The 18,664-nt window shown below is 59.8% G+C and carries 19 protein-coding genes; 7 read left to right on the top strand and 12 right to left on the bottom strand.

Annotated features, from left to right (window positions below; translation table 11 throughout):
• Positions 1–2: 2 nt before the first annotated feature.
• Both F812_RS25965 and F812_RS0104835 read left to right on the top strand, forming a co-directional pair.
• Positions 3–1,340 (top strand): ATP-binding protein, encoded by a 1,338-nt coding sequence (locus F812_RS25965; protein WP_083929073.1) that lies wholly within the window; start codon positions 3–5, stop codon positions 1,338–1,340.
• Positions 1,341–1,528: 188 nt separating this feature from the next.
• The gene (locus F812_RS0104835; RefSeq protein WP_020084832.1) at positions 1,529–1,720 is read left to right on the top strand and encodes a hypothetical protein; all 192 of its coding nucleotides are present in this window, start codon (positions 1,529–1,531) and stop codon (positions 1,718–1,720) included.
• A 201-nt stretch (positions 1,721–1,921) separates the two neighbouring features.
• Here F812_RS0104835 and F812_RS0104830 read toward each other — a convergent pair whose 3' ends face one another.
• The 6 genes from F812_RS0104830 to F812_RS0104810 all read right to left on the bottom strand — a co-directional run bounded on the left by F812_RS0104830 (position 1,922) and on the right by F812_RS0104810 (position 6,764).
• A complete protein-coding gene (locus F812_RS0104830) occupies positions 1,922–2,239 on the bottom strand; it encodes an H-NS histone family protein (protein ID WP_020084831.1) in 318 nt (105 codons plus the stop codon).
• Between the two features lie 334 nt (positions 2,240–2,573).
• Positions 2,574–3,005, bottom strand: a complete 432-nt coding sequence (locus F812_RS26960; protein WP_020665362.1) for a hypothetical protein — start codon at positions 3,003–3,005, stop codon at positions 2,574–2,576.
• Positions 3,006–3,035: 30 nt separating this feature from the next.
• On the bottom strand, positions 3,036–3,554 hold the full coding sequence (locus tag F812_RS26955; RefSeq protein WP_020084829.1) for a hypothetical protein: 519 nt from the start codon (positions 3,552–3,554) through the stop codon (positions 3,036–3,038).
• A 44-nt stretch (positions 3,555–3,598) separates the two neighbouring features.
• Positions 3,599–4,072, bottom strand: coding sequence for a DUF411 domain-containing protein (locus tag F812_RS26950; RefSeq protein ID WP_020084828.1), 474 nt, complete (start codon positions 4,070–4,072; stop codon positions 3,599–3,601).
• The gene (gene lspA, locus F812_RS22585; RefSeq protein ID WP_020084827.1) at positions 4,069–4,593 is read right to left on the bottom strand and encodes a signal peptidase II; all 525 of its coding nucleotides are present in this window, start codon (positions 4,591–4,593) and stop codon (positions 4,069–4,071) included. Before lspA ends, F812_RS26950 begins: the two co-directional genes overlap by 4 nt.
• Positions 4,590–6,764, bottom strand: coding sequence for a heavy metal translocating P-type ATPase (locus F812_RS0104810; protein ID WP_020084826.1), 2,175 nt, complete (start codon positions 6,762–6,764; stop codon positions 4,590–4,592). Before F812_RS0104810 ends, lspA begins: the two co-directional genes overlap by 4 nt.
• A gap of 67 nt (positions 6,765–6,831) precedes the next feature.
• On the opposite strand from F812_RS0104810, the gene F812_RS0104805 reads away from it, so the two are divergent.
• The 3 genes from F812_RS0104805 (at position 6,832) to F812_RS25265 (ending at position 10,280) form a co-directional block, all read left to right on the top strand.
• Positions 6,832–7,248 carry a MerR family transcriptional regulator gene (locus F812_RS0104805; RefSeq protein WP_020084825.1) on the top strand — a complete coding sequence of 139 codons (417 nt, stop codon included), beginning with the start codon at positions 6,832–6,834 and terminating at the stop codon, positions 7,246–7,248.
• 556 nt (positions 7,249–7,804) lie between these two features.
• Entirely contained in the window at positions 7,805–8,575 is a 771-nt protein-coding gene (locus F812_RS0104800) for a hypothetical protein (protein WP_156827262.1), read from the top strand.
• Positions 8,576–8,873: 298 nt separating this feature from the next.
• Positions 8,874–10,280: an AAA family ATPase gene (locus F812_RS25265; RefSeq protein ID WP_020084823.1), complete on the top strand. Its 1,407-nt coding sequence runs from the start codon at positions 8,874–8,876 to the stop codon at positions 10,278–10,280.
• 18 nt (positions 10,281–10,298) lie between these two features.
• Here F812_RS25265 and F812_RS0104790 read toward each other — a convergent pair whose 3' ends face one another.
• Together F812_RS0104790 and F812_RS0104785 are read right to left on the bottom strand one after the other, a co-directional pair.
• Positions 10,299–10,856 carry a hypothetical protein gene (locus F812_RS0104790; protein WP_156827261.1) on the bottom strand — a complete coding sequence of 186 codons (558 nt, stop codon included), beginning with the start codon at positions 10,854–10,856 and terminating at the stop codon, positions 10,299–10,301.
• A gap of 54 nt (positions 10,857–10,910) precedes the next feature.
• A complete protein-coding gene (locus F812_RS0104785) occupies positions 10,911–12,554 on the bottom strand; it encodes a PDZ domain-containing protein (RefSeq protein WP_020084821.1) in 1,644 nt (547 codons plus the stop codon).
• A 261-nt stretch (positions 12,555–12,815) separates the two neighbouring features.
• Here F812_RS0104785 and F812_RS0104780 point away from each other — a divergent pair, with 261 nt between their 5' ends.
• Both F812_RS0104780 and F812_RS0104775 read left to right on the top strand, forming a co-directional pair.
• The gene (locus F812_RS0104780) at positions 12,816–13,172 is read left to right on the top strand and encodes a DUF6915 family protein (protein ID WP_020084820.1); all 357 of its coding nucleotides are present in this window, start codon (positions 12,816–12,818) and stop codon (positions 13,170–13,172) included.
• Positions 13,169–14,305, top strand: coding sequence for a DUF6878 family protein (locus tag F812_RS0104775; protein WP_020084819.1), 1,137 nt, complete (start codon positions 13,169–13,171; stop codon positions 14,303–14,305). The genes F812_RS0104780 and F812_RS0104775 overlap by 4 nt, the downstream gene beginning before the upstream one ends.
• 178 nt (positions 14,306–14,483) lie before the next feature.
• Here F812_RS0104775 and F812_RS0104770 read toward each other — a convergent pair whose 3' ends face one another.
• From F812_RS0104770 to F812_RS0104755, 4 genes are all read right to left on the bottom strand, one after another.
• A complete protein-coding gene (locus F812_RS0104770) occupies positions 14,484–15,029 on the bottom strand; it encodes a hypothetical protein (protein ID WP_156827260.1) in 546 nt (181 codons plus the stop codon).
• 88 nt (positions 15,030–15,117) lie between these two features.
• Entirely contained in the window at positions 15,118–16,245 is a 1,128-nt protein-coding gene (locus tag F812_RS0104765; protein WP_156827259.1) for a hypothetical protein, read from the bottom strand.
• A 314-nt stretch (positions 16,246–16,559) separates the two neighbouring features.
• Positions 16,560–16,880, bottom strand: a complete 321-nt coding sequence (locus tag F812_RS0104760; RefSeq protein ID WP_020084816.1) for a hypothetical protein — start codon at positions 16,878–16,880, stop codon at positions 16,560–16,562.
• Positions 16,880–18,589 carry a type IV secretory system conjugative DNA transfer family protein gene (locus F812_RS0104755; protein ID WP_020084815.1) on the bottom strand — a complete coding sequence of 570 codons (1,710 nt, stop codon included), beginning with the start codon at positions 18,587–18,589 and terminating at the stop codon, positions 16,880–16,882. Before F812_RS0104755 ends, F812_RS0104760 begins: the two co-directional genes overlap by 1 nt.
• Positions 18,590–18,664 lie beyond the last annotated feature (75 nt).

Here is an 18,664-nt window from a genome sequence, read left to right as displayed (position 1 = left end):
GCATGAGACTTTTACCTGACACTATTGCCGGGCGCACGATCGCGGTTCTTTTACTCGGGCTCATTGCACTGCATTTGGCCAGCATATGGGCCTACCAGCTAGGTCTTGACTCGGAAGTGGGATTGACGAACGCCGCGCGAACGGCAGAGCGGCTCGTCTCAATCAAATCGACGCTAAGCTGGCTTCCCGCTGAAAAAAGAGAGGAAACCGCCCATACTCTTTCCGGTGGCGCGTTGGAGGTTCACTACAGCACGGTCCCGTTGGCTGTTGCCCCTCCGGTGATGACAAGTTCAGCCCGCGCATTGCAGTCTGAGATCGAAAAACGCACAGAAACCCATCGGGACGGCGGCCTCATCGTCGGGACGCCTGCGCAAGGAACAGGCACCCGCACCGATCCGCATTTGACCCTTGTTTCGATGCGATTGCCAGACGGCGGGTGGGTCAACACCAACATCGCAGTGCTGGACGGTGCGCATAATTCCACGAGGGCCATCATTGTATCAACGGCTCTGATGGCGCTTGGAGTTTTGGGTATCGCCCTTGGCATGGCCCGGAGCGTCACACATCCTATCCGTAAATGCGCCGAAGAGGCCAAACGCGTCTACGTCGCGAGCGAACCACAGCCGATCCCGGTCGACGGCCCAAAAGAAGTGCGCGAGCTGGCAGCTGCTTTCAATGAAATGCAACTGCGCGTCAAGAAACTCGTTGACGAGCGCACCCTCATGCTTGCAGCGATTTCCCACGACCTGAAGTCACCGCTAGCCCGGTTGCGCTTGCGGTTGGAGGATGTTGCCGACGAAGACGTGCGCCGCGCCATCGAAACCGATTTCGATGACATGCTGCAGATGATCGGCTCGTCTTTGGAATTCCTGCGCAGCGATCATACCGGCGAAGAGCGCCAACGGCTCGATCTTGGTGCAATTGTCCGGACGATCTGCGATGACTACGCCGATCAGGGTCAGGCGGTGACACTCGAACGGCAAGACAAGGCAATCTTTACCGGCCGCCGCCTTGCGCTCAAGCGTGCATTCGCAAATTTGATCGGAAACGCCTTGAAGTACGGTCAAAGCGCAACTGTTCGCGTGCTGGCCACGTCGCAGAACATCACTTTGGAGATTGAGGATGAGGGTCCGGGCATTCCCGAGGATGAACTGAAGAAAGTTCTCACGCCCTTCTATCGCATCGAAGCCTCTCGCAGCCGCGATACCGGCGGAACAGGGCTGGGTCTTACGATTGCGCACAGCGTCATCGAAAGCCACGGCGGTACACTAGAGCTCAAGAACCGTCCCCAAGGCGGCCTCTTTGTGAGAGTGGTGTTGGCTAGAGCGGAGCGCTCCTAGGCCCTTAAGGCTGTGCCGGTTTCCGCGAGTTCAAAATTTTCACGACCGTCCCTGCAATCAAAGGAAACATTCGCGAAATCTCGCGGTAGCACCCTTCACCTAACTTCTGTGCATCGGACATCGCAAACGAGACCGATCTCGCTGCCGAGCGTCTGAAGACATCTAACTCCATTGCACAGGAGAACAACATGAACCGGATTATTCTCGCCTTCGCTGCCGCTGCAATCAGTTCCGCAACACTCGTTGGCGGCGCTCAGGCCAATACGATCTGGCGTTACCCTTACAAGAGCACGCCCTATGCCGTTCCTCATGACCACGCGCAGCCGCCTGCTGGCAAAGTTGCCGCCGGCAAGCCCGTTAAGCGGCATGTGCACCGGTGAGACCCTCCGTCGTCTCGTCAAACAGGCCAGCTCATCGGCTGGCCTGACCGTCGCTCGCCCGCAGCGACATGCTCGCGAGTGGCCAGTGAGCTTTTTGAGCTATAGCCGCGAGACCGGCCGCGATCGCGCGCGAAGAGACCAGGTTGTCTGGATAAGAAAAAGGGCCGCGAAGACGCCTTCCGCAACCGCCGGACATGCGGCCTAAACGGAAAAGCTTTCCATCTTTACGCCCGGCTTTTTCAGTGCGTTGACCAGCCAGTTGGGTTTCCGTCCGCGCCCCGTCCACGTCTCGGAGGGATTGTCGGGATTGCGGTACTTCACGGCGACACCCTTGCCCTTGCCGCGCCGGCCGCCGAACAGATCGTCCATGCTGAAGCCGCGCTTTTCGGCCATATCGGCAATGGCCCGCTTCACGTCCTCACGATCCTCCTTCCGCTTCTCCTCGATCTTGACGTCAAGCTTCTCCCGCAGGTCCAGGAGTTGCTTCAGCGACAGTCCTTCCAAATCGATCCGAGCCATCGTCCACTCAGTCCTCTTTCCGCCTCGCATGCGCCAGCATGATCCCGGTCCGCCAAGACTCCGTAAATCTTACTTTCCGCAAAACGGCAAGGCATTCCCCAATTATTGTTATCTTTGCCCCCGGCCGGGCCGCTTTTCGCCCTTTGTTCTGCGCGGCTACTACATTACGCTGTCCGCCACTGACTTGCACATTTTCAGGCGACCGCTGAAAGTCCCCACTTCACAAGAATGGTGATGCACCGCCCGGGTTACTTCTTAACCCACCATCCCGAGGCGGTAGACCGACCTCGTACATGACCCTGCGTCCGGCCCAGGACACGCTCTTCGCAACGTGTTACCCCATTCTGCTCACGGGTCTGGTGCAAAGCCGTGGCATGACCCGAATATAGATGAGCTCGGCCATAAGCTCGACGAGCGTTTGCGTGACGATGACCGCCGGGATGACTGGCATTGCTCCTGGTACTGCCAGCGCAAGCGGAAGAACCACAAGCGAGTTGCGGGTCGCTGTACTGAATGCGACAGCCCGGCCTTGATCGACTGGGAGCGAAAATGCCCGCGCCACCAGCCATCCAGCGATGGGAGCCATGACGGCGAAGGCAACATAAATCGGTGCCACCCGGAGCACGCTGCCGCTCGCAAGGCCGAGCTGCGGAACGACCGCGCAGATCACAACAAGCAGTACAAGGGCCGTGGCCGGGACGGGGAGGATGCTGATCAGCTTAACGGCCGCCTCAACCGGCTTTGCTTTGCTGGCAAGCAGCTGCAAAACACCCGCCAACAGCAGCGGCCCTGCAATCTACACCACGAAGGCATGCATGAAGGGCCCCGCGTTTACTAACCCGGCCGCCTCATCTCCGATCAACATTCGGAGATAGAACGGCAAGAGCGCCATCTGCGCCAGAAGAAGAAGTGGCGTCGCCGCGAGCAGCGATTTCGCGTCACTGCGGCCGAGATGCGCGAACGTCACGACGTAGTCCACGCACGGGGTCGGCAGCACAAACAAGACGCCGATAAGGAGAAGCGGATCGGCGGGCAGAAACAGGCTCAGGCCCGCCACCAGAAGCGGGACAACCACGAAGTTGCCAACCATCAATGCCGATAGAAAGCGGATATCCGTGAAAGCCCGGCCAAGGTGGGAGAGCGGGACCTGGAGGAAGGTGACGAACAGCATCAACGCGAGCGCCGGATTGATCAACGGTTCGAGTGTACCGCTCCCCGGCCAGACATACGACACGGCAGCCGCAGCGACGACAGCGAAGAAATAGATGGCGACCTGGTTCCGCTCTAACACCTTGCGGACGGGCTCAAGTGTCATAAGCAGCGTCAATCCCCTCGATTCACCTGCCCCGTTCGATATAGTCACTCGGGTTGTGCGTCATAGCGGGCAAACACTTCCGTGCTGCCATCCTTCTTCAACAGCAGCACCTCGTAAGGCTCTCGCTTGTTGCCTGACTCCATTCCGGGGGATCCGATCGGCATTCCCGGCACAACGAGACCTAGAGCGTCCGGGCGCTCGTCAAGCAGCCTGCGAACGTCCCGCTCGGGAACGTGCCCCTCGATCAAATATCCTTCGACTTTAGCGGTATGGCAGGCCGTGAGGGCAGCGGGAAGTCCTGCATCGAGCTTCATCTTCATCAGCTGCCCCATCGCAAGGTCTTTCACGACGACCTCGTGTCCGGCCTCCCGTAAGTGGCGAGCCCACGCGTGACAGCACGCACAGCCCCCGGTCGTCATCATTTCCAGGGACGCCGAAAAAGCGGCAGCCGGAAGCAGCGTCATGGCCAGCGTAGCCAGCCAAACGGGACGAAGCGAAGACGAAGTACGCATCATCATGGTGATGTCTCCTCTGATATTTGGCCGGGACGATTCCCGATGAAGGTTGATGCGACGAGCGCCATGGCGCCGATGACAATTGCCGAATCCGCGAGGTTAAAGGCAGGCCAGTGGAAGCCCCAGACGTGGAAATCCAGAAAGTCGACGACAGCACCGATACGCAGGCGGTCGAGGACGTTGCCAAGCGCTCCGCCGATAATCAAACCGAGCGCGACGGCTTCCAGCCGCGTTGTTGATCTGACCAAAAGAAGCCCGAGGAGCGCTGTCATGAGCAAGGTTATGCCGGCAAGCATAAGCGGCCGACCCGTGAACGTCTCGGTGAACAGGCTGAAGGAAATGCCCTCGTTGAAGCTGAGGCGCAGATTGAAGACCGGGAGCACCGCGAAAACCTCGCCGCGCCCGAGCGCCGCCAGTGCCCATAGCTTTGTCGCTTGATCCAGTAGAAAGGCCCCGAGAATTGCCAACAAGCCGCTTAATCTCGTTGCGCGTGTCGTCAACGGCGTGAGCGTGCGACCGTTCATGCACTTTCTCCGGGAGATGCCGCTGTTGTTGGACGGACGCGAAGCAGGCGCAAAGCATTTGCGGTCACCAGCACAGTGGCTCCTGTGTCCGCGAGGATGGCCATCCACAGCGAGCTGATGCCGAGCAGCGTCGTCATGAGGAAGATTGCTTTCAGCCCGAGTGCGATGACGATGTTCTGCCTGATGTTCGACAGGGTCGCCCGCGCAAGGACGACGAGTTCGGCGACGCCGCCAACCCTGTTGCTCAGCAGGGCCGCGTCCGCCGTTTCGAGCGCCACATCCGTGCCCCCGCCCATCGCTATGCCGACCGACGATGCCGCAAGGGCTGGCGCGTCGTTGATGCCATCGCCGACCATGGCCACCGGACCATGGGCTTTGAGTTGGGCGATCGCGTCGAGCTTGGCATCGGGCAGCAGTTCAGCGCGCACATCGAGCCCAAGCACGTTTGCAATAGCCTGACCGGTCCGCCGGTTGTCGCCGGTCAGCATGATGGTCTGGAGGCCTAAAGCCTTGAGGTCGCGTATGCCCGCCGCCGCATCCGGGCGCGGCTCGTCGCGTAAAGCGAGCAGACCTAACGCGAGATCTTTCGTGGCCACGATGACAACGGTTTTTCCCTCGCCTTCCAGCTTTTGGACCTGATCTGATAACGTGTCAGGTAACAGGTTCAGTTCGCTCGCATGGCGCGGTGAACCGACCGATACGAATCCATCGCGCAGTCGGGCGACAACAGCCTTGCCGGGGACGGCTGAGGCGCCGCCGAAGGTTTGCGGTATAGCAAGCCCGCGCGAGCGCGCCGCGGCGATGATCGCAAGCCCAAGCGGATGGCTGGAGCCCTGCTCGACCGCAGCAGCCTTCGCCAGCATGTCGTCCTCATCGCCTTCGATCGCGGCAACGTCGGTCACCTCTGGCTTGCCGACGGTCAGTGTGCCGGTCTTGTCGAAAGCAACGGCCGTGATCTTGCCCAGAGTTTCAAGCGCCGCCCCACCTTTGACTAACAGTACGCGACGGGCTCCGGCAGCGAGGCCGGACGCGATGGCGGCGGGCGTCGAGATGACGAGCGCGCAGGGACACGCGATCAGCAGGGTGGCGAGGCCGCGATAGATCCAAGTTTCCCAATCCGCTCCAAAGATCAGCGGCGGCACCACGATGATCAAGACGGCGGCGGCCATCGACGCGGGCGTGTAGTAGGCGGCGAAATTGTCTATGAAGCGCGCCGTCGGGGCTTTGGACGCTTGGGCGTTTTCGACCAGATGGATGATGCGGGCGATGGTGTTATCGGCCGCGGTCTTAGTGATGGATATCCTCAGCGTGCCGTTGCCGTTGATGCTGCCGGCATAGACGAGGGCTCCAACGGTTTTGCTGAGGGGCACCGACTCGCCAGTGACAGGCGCTTCGTCGAGCTCCGACAAGCCCTCGATGATCTCGCCGTCGGACGGGACACGGTCGCCCGGTCTTACGACAGCCACATCGCCGACGCGCAACTGTTCAACCGGCACTTGGCGGATTTCGCCGTCTTGCTCGATTTGGGCGACGCGTGGCACCAGACCGATCAGCGCTTTGATGCCCGCGCGGGCGCGGCCTGCCGCGACGTTTTCGAGAAGCTCGCCGACAGCAAAGAGGAAGATCACAACCGCTGCTTCTTCGGCCGCGCCGATGGTGATCGCTCCCGCAGCCGCAACGCTCATCAAGGTTTCGATGCTAAAGGGCGTGCCGGACATCGCACCGGCGAGAGCCCTACGGGCAATCGGCACCAAGCCTACGAGGGCTGCGGCGACGTAGGCGTAAAACGATAGGGACGGCGCCACCCAAGCCACGCCGAACGCGACCGCCAGCAAAGCCGCGGTGATGAGGACGAGCCGGCTCTTTCGGGTTTGCCACCAGGGCCGGTCTTCTTGTCGGCCGGTGTCAATTGGGATGGCGATCTCGGCTGCCGCTGGCCGCGGTGTGTAGCCCAGATTGCGAATCTTGTCCTCAATCACCTGGCGCGAGGTCCGACCGGCATCGTGATTCAGCGCCAGCATCTCCGTCCCAAAGTTGACGTTGATGTCGCTGACACCTGGCAGGCGCTTCAGGGCACTCTCAATCTTGAGAGCGCAAGCGCCGCAATCCATGCCCTCAACGCGCAACTTCAGTGTGTGGGCCGCCACCTTTCCATACTCGCTCGTGTTCATACTCTTCTAGACTTCCTTTCGGTCACCGCCCATACTGCACCCTGTAGTCACTACAGGGTCAAGCGATATGAGTGCAGGCGTCCGAACTATTGGGGACCTATCGAAGGTCACCGGCACCAAGGTCGAAACCATCCGATACTACGAACGGATTGGCCTGCTCGCGGCGCCGCCGCGAACCGCCGGCAACTATCGCGCCTACGGGGACGCCGCACTTGGCCGGTTGAGTTTCATACGCCGCGCCCGTGATCTGGGATTCGGTATTGATCAAATAAGGGCGCTCTTGAGCCTTTCGGAGAAGAAGAAGCGCTCCTGCAAGGCGGTCGATGCCATCGCACGCGAGCATCTCGCCGAAGTGGAGGGCAAGCTCGCCGACCTCATGGCGCTGCGCTGCGAGCTTGACAGCATCATCCGCCAATGCGGCTGCGGCACCATTGCGGATTGCCGGATCATCGAAGCGCTGGCTCCGGTGAACACGGGTCGCTGATCCCTGCAATGGGGTAAGGGCCGAGCGTGTTCCTGCGAGACCAACGCCTCGTCGTTTCCTGTGTCCGTCTTCCAGGCGCAGGCAGACACATGGGGCGGCTCCCTCCCTGCGGTCGGGCCACGCCCTATCGCGCGTTATGCGCGACCGAGCCCGCAAGCGGTCTCGGCCCGTCCGGGTTGCGGTCGTTGCCGCAAGTGAAGCGCAGCCCAGTGGGAGTGAGGTGCCGCCACCCTACGATCGCGTGTCCGAACAGGCATTCCTGCCCTGCGATTAGCCACAACAGCGCCAGCGCGCCGGAAGACCGCGCTTCATGCCTTACCCAGCCAGCTTGTCGCATGACTGTGATCGGAATCGCGCGCAACCTCGATTGCAGTACCGGAAACTCGCACGGTTTCACACCGGGCCGTAAGCGCTGCACTGACCACCAGGGCATCCAATTCGGGATTCCACGGGAATAAGCCGATATATAAAAATCTGCGCATTTTACACTTAAACAATTCTTATGTTTTTAAATGCTATTATCTATTTGAAATACAATAACCAAAAAGAGACGAGAATGGCTGATCCACGCACTGAATTCAATTCCGCTACTACTTTCACCATTGAAAGCTTTGATGACCTTCAATCGCTCAAAAATATTCCCCTGTCTGCCCCTGGTCAAACCGTCCATGTGCGCATCACCAAGGACGCCATTCTGGAAAAGTTGAGCCAGGACTTTGCCGCCGAACCGTTTGCCCCGATGGTAAAATACCTGCCCTATACGCTTGAGGATCAGGTCATCACAGTGCACCCCGGACAGCCCCTGACCCCGCAAAACATCCTTCCGCAACTGACGGATCTCGACCGCGGCCTTCTCTCCGCAACGATCCTGGGTGCGCTCGACAGGGACTTCGACACCTATCCCCTCGATATCCACGCGCCATACAATCCCCTCGCTGTGTTGCGCGATATTCTGGAAACAGAAGGCACTACGCTGGAAGGACCCTTCGCGAACGCGTTCAACGTACCGCTCCTGAGCCCTGACGATAGAGCCTCTTTCGTCCAATTCCTGGCCGACGCCAGCGCCGATGGCAAAGTCAGCAAGGAAGAAACACTCGATTTCATGATTCTTGCGAGCCGTACCCGTGGCGATGCCGAGCCCGACCCGTCGCTGACTGAAGCCGCACGCCACTTGCTGGAAGACAAGGCAATCGAAGCGACGCCCGAGCGCGCCAGGGCCTTGGCAAACCACATCGAACGGGCGACGGCTGTCCTTACCGTCATGCCCCCACTCGAGCCGCAAAAACTCGAATTCAGATCACAAGACCGCCTGGGTATGGACCTCTAACCCGACAGGCTCCCCAAGAAAGAGCTGCCCAGGGTCCGGACGAAACGCCGGACCATAGAGAAGCGTCCGCGCCGGACAGGACCCTTCGCGACCGAGCAATATTCGCGCGACCGCTGAGAAACCCGGCGCGCCTGCTTGCCTTCAAAAGATCGAATGCGGCCGCCCAAGGGCAAGCCCGGGACGGCTGAGAGCAGAGTCTTCTCCTGCTTTCGTTTTGCGCAGAATTTCGCGCTTTTTATTGCAAAATTTTTCTCAATTCCCTATTATGTCGTAAAAACAAAAAACAATAGAGGTGTGCATGACAACGGAGTTCGAAGCTCTCTTGAGTCGTGCAATTGTCGGAGATGCCAAAGAACGCAAGGACTTTGCCGATTATTGCCGCTCGAATGAAAGATATATCCTGGCGCTCGAATGGTATCGCCGCCTGGCCGATGCAGGAGATGCCGAAGCCCAATACCAGGCCGCCCTTCTCTTCTACGACGGCAAAGGCTGCCCCATTCCCAACACCGACAAGGCCGTCGAGCTCCTGACCCGCGCCGCGCAATCGGGTTATCAACCCGCCGCCCGCAAGCTCGCAGAGATCACCGGCGTTGCGCCCATTGACTCCACGAGCGAAGGTCCCACCGATCCCGATCCGATCAAGCCGCTCACATTCCGCGACGTCGCGTTCAAGCCGACCAACGATGGCTCGTTCTGTTCCGAAATCGTCCCTCACGAGCGCCTTACGGCCTACTACAGCTCCGACACTCGGGGCGACCAGCCCGATGCCGAGCAACCGTCCAACGATCCCAGCTACGACTATGACCGCGGTCACTACGCCAACACAGCGCTTAGAATTCATGAGCCGGACATGGACCCGGGAACGGACCAAGACCCGTATGCCCGGCTCGACAGCCTGATCGGCCTGTCAAAGCTTAAAACTCAACTGCAAACCATCAGAGCCGCGGCACAATTCCAAAGACGCCGCATCGAGGCTGGCCTCGCCGCCTCGGCCGCCAGCCATCATTTCGTGTTCGCGGGAAGCCCCGGCACGGGCAAGACCGAAGTCGCCCGCGCGCTCGGTCGCATCTTCCTCGATTGCAAGCTCCTGACCCGCGGCCATGTGGTCGAGGTCGACCGCTCCGATCTCATCGCCGGCTGGGTCGGTCATACCGCCCTCAAGACCGAAGCCGTACTCGAGCGCGCCTTGGGCGGCGTCCTCTTCATCGACGAAGCCTACAGCCTGGCCCACGGCTCAAGCTACGACTTCGGCGACGAAGCCCTGACCACCATCCTCAAATTCATCGAAGATCACAGAACCGATCTCATCGTCGTGATGGCGGGCACCCCGGCCGAGATGGACGCCCTCCTCGCCTGCAACCCCGGTCTCTCATCGCGCTTTCGTCACAAGATCGTCTTTCCGGATTTCTCCCCTGACGAGCTCTGCCGGATCTTCGACAAGTTCTGCCGCGAGGGCGATTACATCCTCCACGGCGATGCCTGGCCCGCACTTACCGCGCTGTTCCGCGACGCCCACAAGCACATCACGCCCGAGCTCGGCAATGCCCGCTTCGCGCGCAACGCTTTCGAATTCGCCATCGAGAACATGGCTCGCCGCATCATCCGCCACGATGACCCCGATCTCAAAACGCTCTTTTTCAGCGATATCCCAGTCCTCTCCGATCTGATGACCGGCAAGACGCGCGCGCCCACACTTCTGCTTTGATGCGCCGCGCCGACCGCTTTATGGCTTGGGACCATCCTCGGAAGCGCTGCCGCCGCCGCGCTTGCGCCCTGATAAAGTTGCACCCGCTTCCCGGTTGAATTCCTGCTTAATCTCCCTCTTCGGGCGGATCGCCTTGTCCGATGCCTTTTCGACAGGCGGAGCCGCCAGCTTCTGCTCCTGCGGAGCCGCAGCAATCGGCGTCTTTTCCTTGAACTCCTGCCGTTCCCGCAATCTCTTCTCCTCAGCCGCCTTGTTCCGCGACCGGATCTCCTCCAGAGATTTGTTGCTCGCGCCCTGCCGCCGAATGCTCTCCTTCGACTGCAGCAGCTTGTCACGCGCCTGCGGCGACACATCGGCCGGAATATCGACCTTCGGCGTCACCACCTTTCCGCGCGAGGCGGCGCCGGCTGCATCATCCAGCGATTTCTTCGCGTTCTGCTCGGCCGCATTGTCGATCGCTTTCTGCGGTGGAGGAGCCGGCGGTGCAGGTGGCACTTTCGGCGGGTCCGGCGTCGCCACCTTGCGAAACGTGTCCTTCACTCGACCGGCCGAAGCCGTATCGACGGTCCAAGCCATCAAGCCTACCGCAAGAAGCGGCACAAGCCCTACGATCCGCATGTTCGCTCCGCTCTATTGAGGGCGCTTATACTTCGCCTTGCTCGCCTGCGCGCTCATCAACGTACCCCCAGCGACCCCAAACCCCACGGCATAAGGCAAATCGCTGCGAACCGAGGTCATACGTTCCTGCAAGCTCAGCCCCGGCGGGCCGGCACTGAAGCTCCAAAGTGACGTCTCCACGACCTCCGCCATCATCGAGGACGCCAGCGCACGACCCGCCCCGCGTTTGATCACACCCTTGCCCATGCCCCTTAGTAGCGGTTTGCTCAAATAAGACCCGACCCCGGTCGGCAAAAGGATCCCAAACATTTCCGCCTGCGCGTAGTAGTGCTTTTGCGTCTGCCGCGAGAGCGCCGCCCGCTGCTCATTCTCCCAAATGCACAAATCGATTTCCTCGGCCGTGCGGGGTTTCATTAATTCCGCGTTGTTCTCGTTGTATTGCCGCTCCTCGCGGATCGCGTTGAAGACTTCCCGGAACGCGCCGAAAATATTCACCCCGAGCTTCCCGAGTTCGCTGCCCACGCAGCTCACCCAAGTTGCCTGGCCGTAGAGGAAGGCGTTGCTCACCCCCCAGGCCATCGCCTCGCCTTCGCTGGCCTGCCCGGAATAGCCTTCGTTGAAGAAGTAATAGACCGGCACCGTGCAGGTTTCCGGGCACGCATCACCCACGATCTTGAGCGAGATCTCCTTGTTGATCCCGCGCTTGATATCCATGGCATGACGCTGGATCTCGGCTTCCAGATCGATGATCGCAAACACCGGCTTGCCATTGATCGCCAGGATGGTGTCACCCGCGCTGATCTTCTGCGCCGCGCCGAAAATATCTTGCGCCATCGCCGTTTCGATCTCGACCCCAGGACTCAGGGGAGAATTGCTGTCGACAATTTTCGCGCCGAGATAGCCGACGATCGTCCGCCCGCCCAGCTCCCGCGCTTCTTGCATCTGATGCTCGATAGCCTTCCGCAGCGCTTTGAGCTGCAGTTGCGCCAGCTTGACCTCCTGCAACGGAGCCGTGACGCTCCCTTGCAGCAGCGGCCAGTTCGGAATCTCGAACCCGTAGGCCCACTCCCGCGATCCACCGCTTGACCGCGCAGCAAGCCCGTACCCGTGAAGCTGTCCGTTCTCGCAGGACTCATCGCTCGCAAAAGGCCGCCCCTTTGCTCCTTCCTTCACGGCGCTGCAATAAATCACATCCGCCGTGCCGTGGTAGTAAACGGTATCGTACTGACTTTCGATCACCACGCGGTCGTCTGCGGCCAGCGCGTTGCCGAAAAACGCATTGATCTTCCCGTTCGCCTCCACCGCGACCTCGTCATGAGCACCGGAATGCCCATGCACATAAATCTCACCGAAGCCTGACCGGTGCACGAGCGTCCGCCGTTCACAATCGCCGCTCTTCAGATGACCACTCCTCAACCGCGCCCGATCCTCGCTGACACGCACGGCGGCGGTCCACCACAAGGGAAACAGCGAAAGATTGCACACCGTCAGATGGGCCTCCTCGATCTTCGCCCCGAGCGTGTCGAGCTTGCGCTGCAACTCCTGCAACACCGCGTCCTGAGCCGTGATGCGCTGATAAACGAAGTACCCGCCCGCCAGAAGTAGACCGAGCAGCAGGACTTGCGACCCAACAACCCATCTCAAAGTGCGATCCATGCCGACCCCCGCACAAAAAACCCAGGCATTGCGCCCTAGACAAAAAGACGTGTTGGAAGAAATCAAGCGCAGATCAAGGGCAGCCCGCGCTCAATCTTTCAGCACACCACACTACAATGCTTGGATGACACCACCCTCTCAGTAAGCCCTTGCTGACAAAAATTCCGAGACACCCTCCCTCGGCAAAGAGCCCGAGAAGGGCTTCCCCACGGGCGAAGCCCGGGGCAGAATAGAGAAGAGCTCCGGCAGAAAGGAGCGCAAATGACCCATCCGCACTACCACGCCGTCTCATCCGCCAAATTGTTCGGAGGCGCAGCTGAGGACTATCTTCCAATCCACAGCTGGTTTGATGCCACCAAGGAGAGCTTCCCGGATTTCCGCCACCGGGCTCTGCGCCACCACGCCGAAGGGATCTTCGAGGCCGAACGCGTTTTCGGCATCACCATCATCAATTCGGGCGGCAAACAGGTGCCCGTGCGCTACATCGGGGAACAGCACGTCATGGAGGACTGCGGCAAGATCCCAACCGTCGCCGAATGGCTGAGCCGCATCAAACCTGAGCCCTGGATGCAGCGCGCCACCAAAGTCGGTGCTCAAACCCGGAGGACCGCAGCATGACAGAGCAGCTCTACACGCCCAGCATCGAAACCCGGCTCGCCCTGCTCCCGCGCAAAGCAGCCGAGCCCTTCCGCCAACTCCTTGCCACGGGCCAGTTGTCTGAAGACGTGGTCGGCATCGTTCTCGACGCTGGCGAGCAATCGGGCGACACCAACCGCCTGATCGCCTTCGCGGCCGGATATTTCAGCATGCGCCTCAAGAACGTGCCGGTCCACGACGTCATCGCCATGGCCCGCAAAAATCACCGGCGCATCAATCTGGCCTGGTCGCCATCGCGCTGGAAAGACGAGCACGATAAGCTCTCCCGCCTCGAAGCCTTGAAGCGCCTGGCCGAGGACAACGTCACCTACGACGTTTCGGCCTTCGCCCGGCATCTCCCCACCTTTTTCCCCGGCTATATCATCCGCACCAGCCGCAAGCTCGGCATGGAAGGCCTCCGCCAGCGCCATTGCATTGCCGCCTACCACGACAAACTCAAGGCCGGCACCTGCGCCATCCTTGCCATGCTGATCGATGGCCGGCGCTTCACAACCGAGTTGCAGCTCACCGGCCAGCCGGACGCTCCGCTCCGCATCGCCCAGATCCGCACCCGCTTCAACAGACTCCCAGACGATGCCACCAGAGCCCAGATCCATGCGCTTCTCGGCATCGCACAGCCATCCAGCGCTCTCAGCGCCAACCCGCTGCATGAAGACCTTCACCACTACATGGACAACCTGCGCGCCGTCCTTCCCGTCCTGCGCCGCCATTGCATCACGGCCGCAACCGTGACCTTCAACGGCGGCGGCGACGAAGGCGCGATCGAAGACGTAGGCCTCACACCGGCAAGCAATGCCGAAGCCATACTCAACGAACAAGTCACCGTCCTCCAGCGAACAAGCGTCTTCGACGACGGGCAATGGATCTATCAGACCCAACCCGTGGCCTGCACGCTCTCGGACGCCATAACCGCCATCACGGATGACTATCTCGCGTTCACGGATATCGATTGGTACAACGATTCAGGTGGGTTCGGTGAGCTGGAGATCAATGTCGAAGCCGGCACCGTCTTGCTCGAGGTCAGCACCCGCTACGAGGAATCGACCACCGAATATTCCGCCGAGCACGACATAGAAACTGGAGCCGAGCTTTGAGTGTTGCGCAACTGAGCCTTCCCCCGTTTGGATAAAAAAAGACCCCGGATTGCTCCGGGGTCAGTTATAGAACAGGGAAAGGTAAGAGGTGTGCCTCACCTTAAAGGGAAAGCCGCCCCCGGGCATTCCCAGAGGCGGCTTTCTACGCGCGCGGCTGTGCAGCCCGCTGACCTGCCATCTAGGCGGCCATTTCCAAACCGAAGTGCGGGATCTGGTGCATCCCCCCTGGCACCTCGATATCTGCCACCTCCATTTTCGGCACCCGCGCCCGGTTCAACAGTTTCTTCTTTATCCGCTCGAGCATCTCGGCCTGATCGTCGAGGCGATCCTGCTTGCGCTGCGCATCGGCCAAGCGGCCCTCCAGCTCATGCAGCGCAACCATCGAGCTCAGTACGCCGTTGAACCCTTTCAGCCAGATAACGCGATAACGCTTGCCTTCAAATTCCTCGGGGCTGGTGTTCAGCTCCTCAACGTTCCGGACCGGCACGTAACGGTTGGCTCCGATATCGACAAAACCTTGACGCTCCATCACCGTTTCAAACGACACCGGCGTTACGATCCTCCCTTTGCTCTTGTCCCGCAGCACGATCACGGCTGCGTTGCGCGGCGCATCAATCGGACCATCCCGATCCTGCCCCAGAGCTTCATTCTCACGCACCTTGCGAACATACAGAATGTCACTTGTGCGCACCTTCATCGATTTATTCAGACGTAAGTATTCCATTTTTTTATCCTCCACACAGTGGGGGCAGAAAGGCGCCGCCTGACGATCGGCCCCGCAAGCGGCGCCCCGTTTCTGCTCCTCCTTATCGTTACGCCATGCCCAGCTCAGGCGGCTCTTCCGACGCTGTCGTTGCGCCCCCCGACGTGCCCAGCGCCTTCTCGCACCGCTGCCTGATCTGCTCCGGCGTGGCAGGGCTCAACGCCATGCCATTGATCAACGCCACGGACGACTTCCATGCACGCTGCACATCGTAGCCCGCTTGCGAAAGCGACGATTTCTCATCCTTTGTAAACGCGGCGACCCTGTCCTGTGCGATGTTTGCCGCCGGCACATAGCGGTCGTACCCGATATTGACGGCCCTCAAGGCCGTCTTCAGCTCATCCACGCCAATGGTCGAGAGCACAGTGCCGTTGCCGTTCGCCAGCGTGAATTTGGTCACGAAGCGCTCAGCGTTGATCCCGGAATGCGCCGCACGCGCCTTATCCTCCTCGGTAAAAGGACCGAAGAACTTGATGTTCTCGCGCACCACCGTATCGCCCTCGCCAATATCCACCAGATCCAAGCCCTGCGACCTGAATTCAACCAGCGAAAGGCGCGAAACCTTCGGACGGTCCTCACCCTGCAGCGTCACCTGCGTTTGGAAACCGCTGCCATCGATATTGTATTTCGCCGAAATCCTCTGGCGATCATCGTCCTTGAGTTCGCCCAGCTTCTTGATGTTCATCGCATGAACGGCTGCTCCATCGCCGATGCTCACGAAACGAACCCCGCGCTCGTTAAGCTCCGCAATCGTCTTGGTCGCCCAGAACGAGCCAAGCTCCCTGGTCAGCACCACCCGGGTCCGGAACTTCGAGGTATCCGATGCATTCGCCTGCTCCGCAAAAATCTTCTTCTGCTCAGGCGTGATCGGCTCCAGGCGCATGATGTTGCCACGCACCGCATACTTGCCGCCGCCCACATAAACGAGCTGAAAATCGCTCGAGCGCAGATCCTTCACAGATTCGCGGGCGTAGGTAGGATCGATTTTACCCGCCTCGTAGATCTTGCACTGAAACCCGCCCGACGAACCATCCGCATCGCCGCCTTTGAGACCATTTACGATCTGCAGGTAACGAATGCCGCTGATCTGAACCGAGCGCTGCGAGCCCTCCTCCAATGTCACTGTAATGGCCTTGGCTTTCGTACTGTTATTAATGTTGTTTGCGTTTGTATTCATAATTGGATACTCCCTTTTTAAGTTGAATTAGATTTAAATATGTACAGTGATATTTTCATAATCAACCATAGATGGTCAATTATTTGATTTTAAGACTTCATTTATTGGCTGTTTTCTGCGCATTTCGAGATGAACACTTTTACATATCAGATAAGTATACTTGCAACTTTGAGACGCAATTCTCGGACAATTAGGAAATGTAATTGTCGGCGAAACATCCAAATGCTAAGAAAATGATCGTGGACTTCCGGTCCCCGCGTCACACAAGCGCCCAGCGCTTGCCCCACAGGCCCGGGCTCCCCTTGCCAACGCGATCAGTATTTCGGCCACTCCCGCCAGCGCATCAGGGGGCAATTGGGGCCCAAGGTCCGGAACGGATCCAGCCCGAGATAATCGCACCGCGTATAGGTCCGCGCCGCGCCGGTCCCCAAATAGGCATAGTCATAGAGAATGTGCGGATTGCCCCACACATAGAGCATCCAGCCCAAAGCACCGAACACCACCAGCCGGCCGTTCAGGCTGATGTTCGACTCCGCCAAACTCTGCTTTACAGTTCGCCACAGCGCTCTTTGCACCGCGCCCTTGGGATTGCGTGGATCATCAGGCTCCGGAAACGGTTTCACGACATACGCCATCAGAACACCACCTCCTTGGGTCCTTTGAACCGCTTGTTCCCGTAGCGCCGATTGACCGCATATTTAGAGCGCATCGGTTCGCACCGCTCATAACCCGGCAGGCTGACCAGCATCACCCGTTCCTGCCGATACAGCACAATCGCCCGCTTCTCGCGCCGGACCATCTCCGGCGTCAGCACCGGACGTTGTGAAATCGAGCGGTTTTCACCAACCCCATCGCTCGCCGCATGGCCCAGCGCATAAGATGGCGAAAGAATATTCTGGGTCCCGCAAAGCTCGCTGACCTTCTTGGCCTCCTCATCGGTCGAGATCGCGAAGAACAGCTTCAGATCCGAGTTGTCGAGGATCATCTGCTCACCTTCCGCGCCCCAGGTCGCCCGCATCTGCGCCCGCGACTGACAGACATTGATCACGTGAACATTGCCGTCTGCGCGTAAGATCGTCAGCTGCTTGGGCAGATCCTTGACGACGAAGTTTGCCGCCTCATCATTCATGAAAACCACACGCTGCGGGCATGGATCGCGCTGAAGCTCAAGCAGCATGCACGCGTTCAGCATCGCCCCGAACGGCTCGAACACCACGCGCCGCGAGCTGTCGAAATGGTTGTAGATCGTGAGATGACGCCCCCGCGCATCCTTGTATTTTAGATCGCGATACCGGAACGTCGATTTCTCGGTCAGCTTGTGCAGGATTCCCGACTTCGCATAGGGCATCATCGCCTGTTTGGCGACGTTGATGTATTCCTGCAGACCGCCCGTTTTCTTGTCGTTGACCATGCCGATCATGCCGCGGGCCATGATTGCTAAATCGCCCTCCAGCGCGCTGTCGTATTCCACCTCCTCGCACAGCGCGAGGAACATATTCAAATCCGTCACGATTGCCTGAATCGCAGAAAGACTGGCGTTCTGCGGATCCTTGACGCAAAGACCGATCATCGCAATCGTGATCACGTCACGGCCGCCTTGGCGCCAATAGGAATTGCGCTCGTCCTTGGGCTCCGGCACCAGCGCCAGCGCGATCGTCCGTGCATCGGTCAGCACGTCCCCACCGCCGGCCGCAAGGCCGTCCTTGATCAGATCCAGGGGATTGTAAGCTTCCGATCCGCCGACCCCGAGGCGAATGACCCGCTGCCCGAAGCGCCGCGCCCGGTATGCCGATGTCACCTCGAAGTTCTCGCCTTTGACATCCGTCACCACGCAAGGCTGATCGATCAGTCCCAAAAAAATGAACACCAAATTCCGGTTCTTGCCTGCGCCCGAAGGTGCAACAATCAGCATATGGACGGCTTCCAGAAGCAGAACCTTGCGACCCACCACCCCGGCATAAAACGCCACCTTGTTCTTCACCGAACCAAACAGCCTGGCAAACGAGCCCTGCTCGACGCAGATCCCGGAGTCCTCGATATCCTCGACGGTCGCGATCCGCGCCGAATGCGTCGATTCCTTCGGCCGCTCGGCATCCAACGCCTTTCTGAAGCGCAGCCGAAACCGCAGCGCCGCCAGCACAAGCTGCAGAACGCAAAACCCAGCCACGACCATAAATCCAATGCGCGCCTGTTCCGCAAACTCTGGCGGCACATACTGCCAGGCCCAGCCGTCCTTCAGCGCGTAATAGAGCCCACCCAGCACAATTACGGACTGCAACGCCGGCGACGTCTTCTTGCGCGCCTCCTGCCCCTGCCCGTTAGCTCCGCTCTTGCCGCCAGCCATCGCTCCAACTCCCGGCTCTGGTCAAAAAATTGCGGGGCACGCCTTTGCGCAGCCCCGCCACCACGCTCACCCGCC

It is taken from the genome of Hyphomicrobium zavarzinii ATCC 27496 (assembly GCF_000383415.1).
Taxonomy (GTDB): Bacteria; Pseudomonadota; Alphaproteobacteria; order Rhizobiales; family Hyphomicrobiaceae; genus Hyphomicrobium_C; species Hyphomicrobium_C zavarzinii.
Note: the sequence above shows the minus strand (reverse complement) of the source record. Positions and strands in the feature narration are given on the sequence as shown.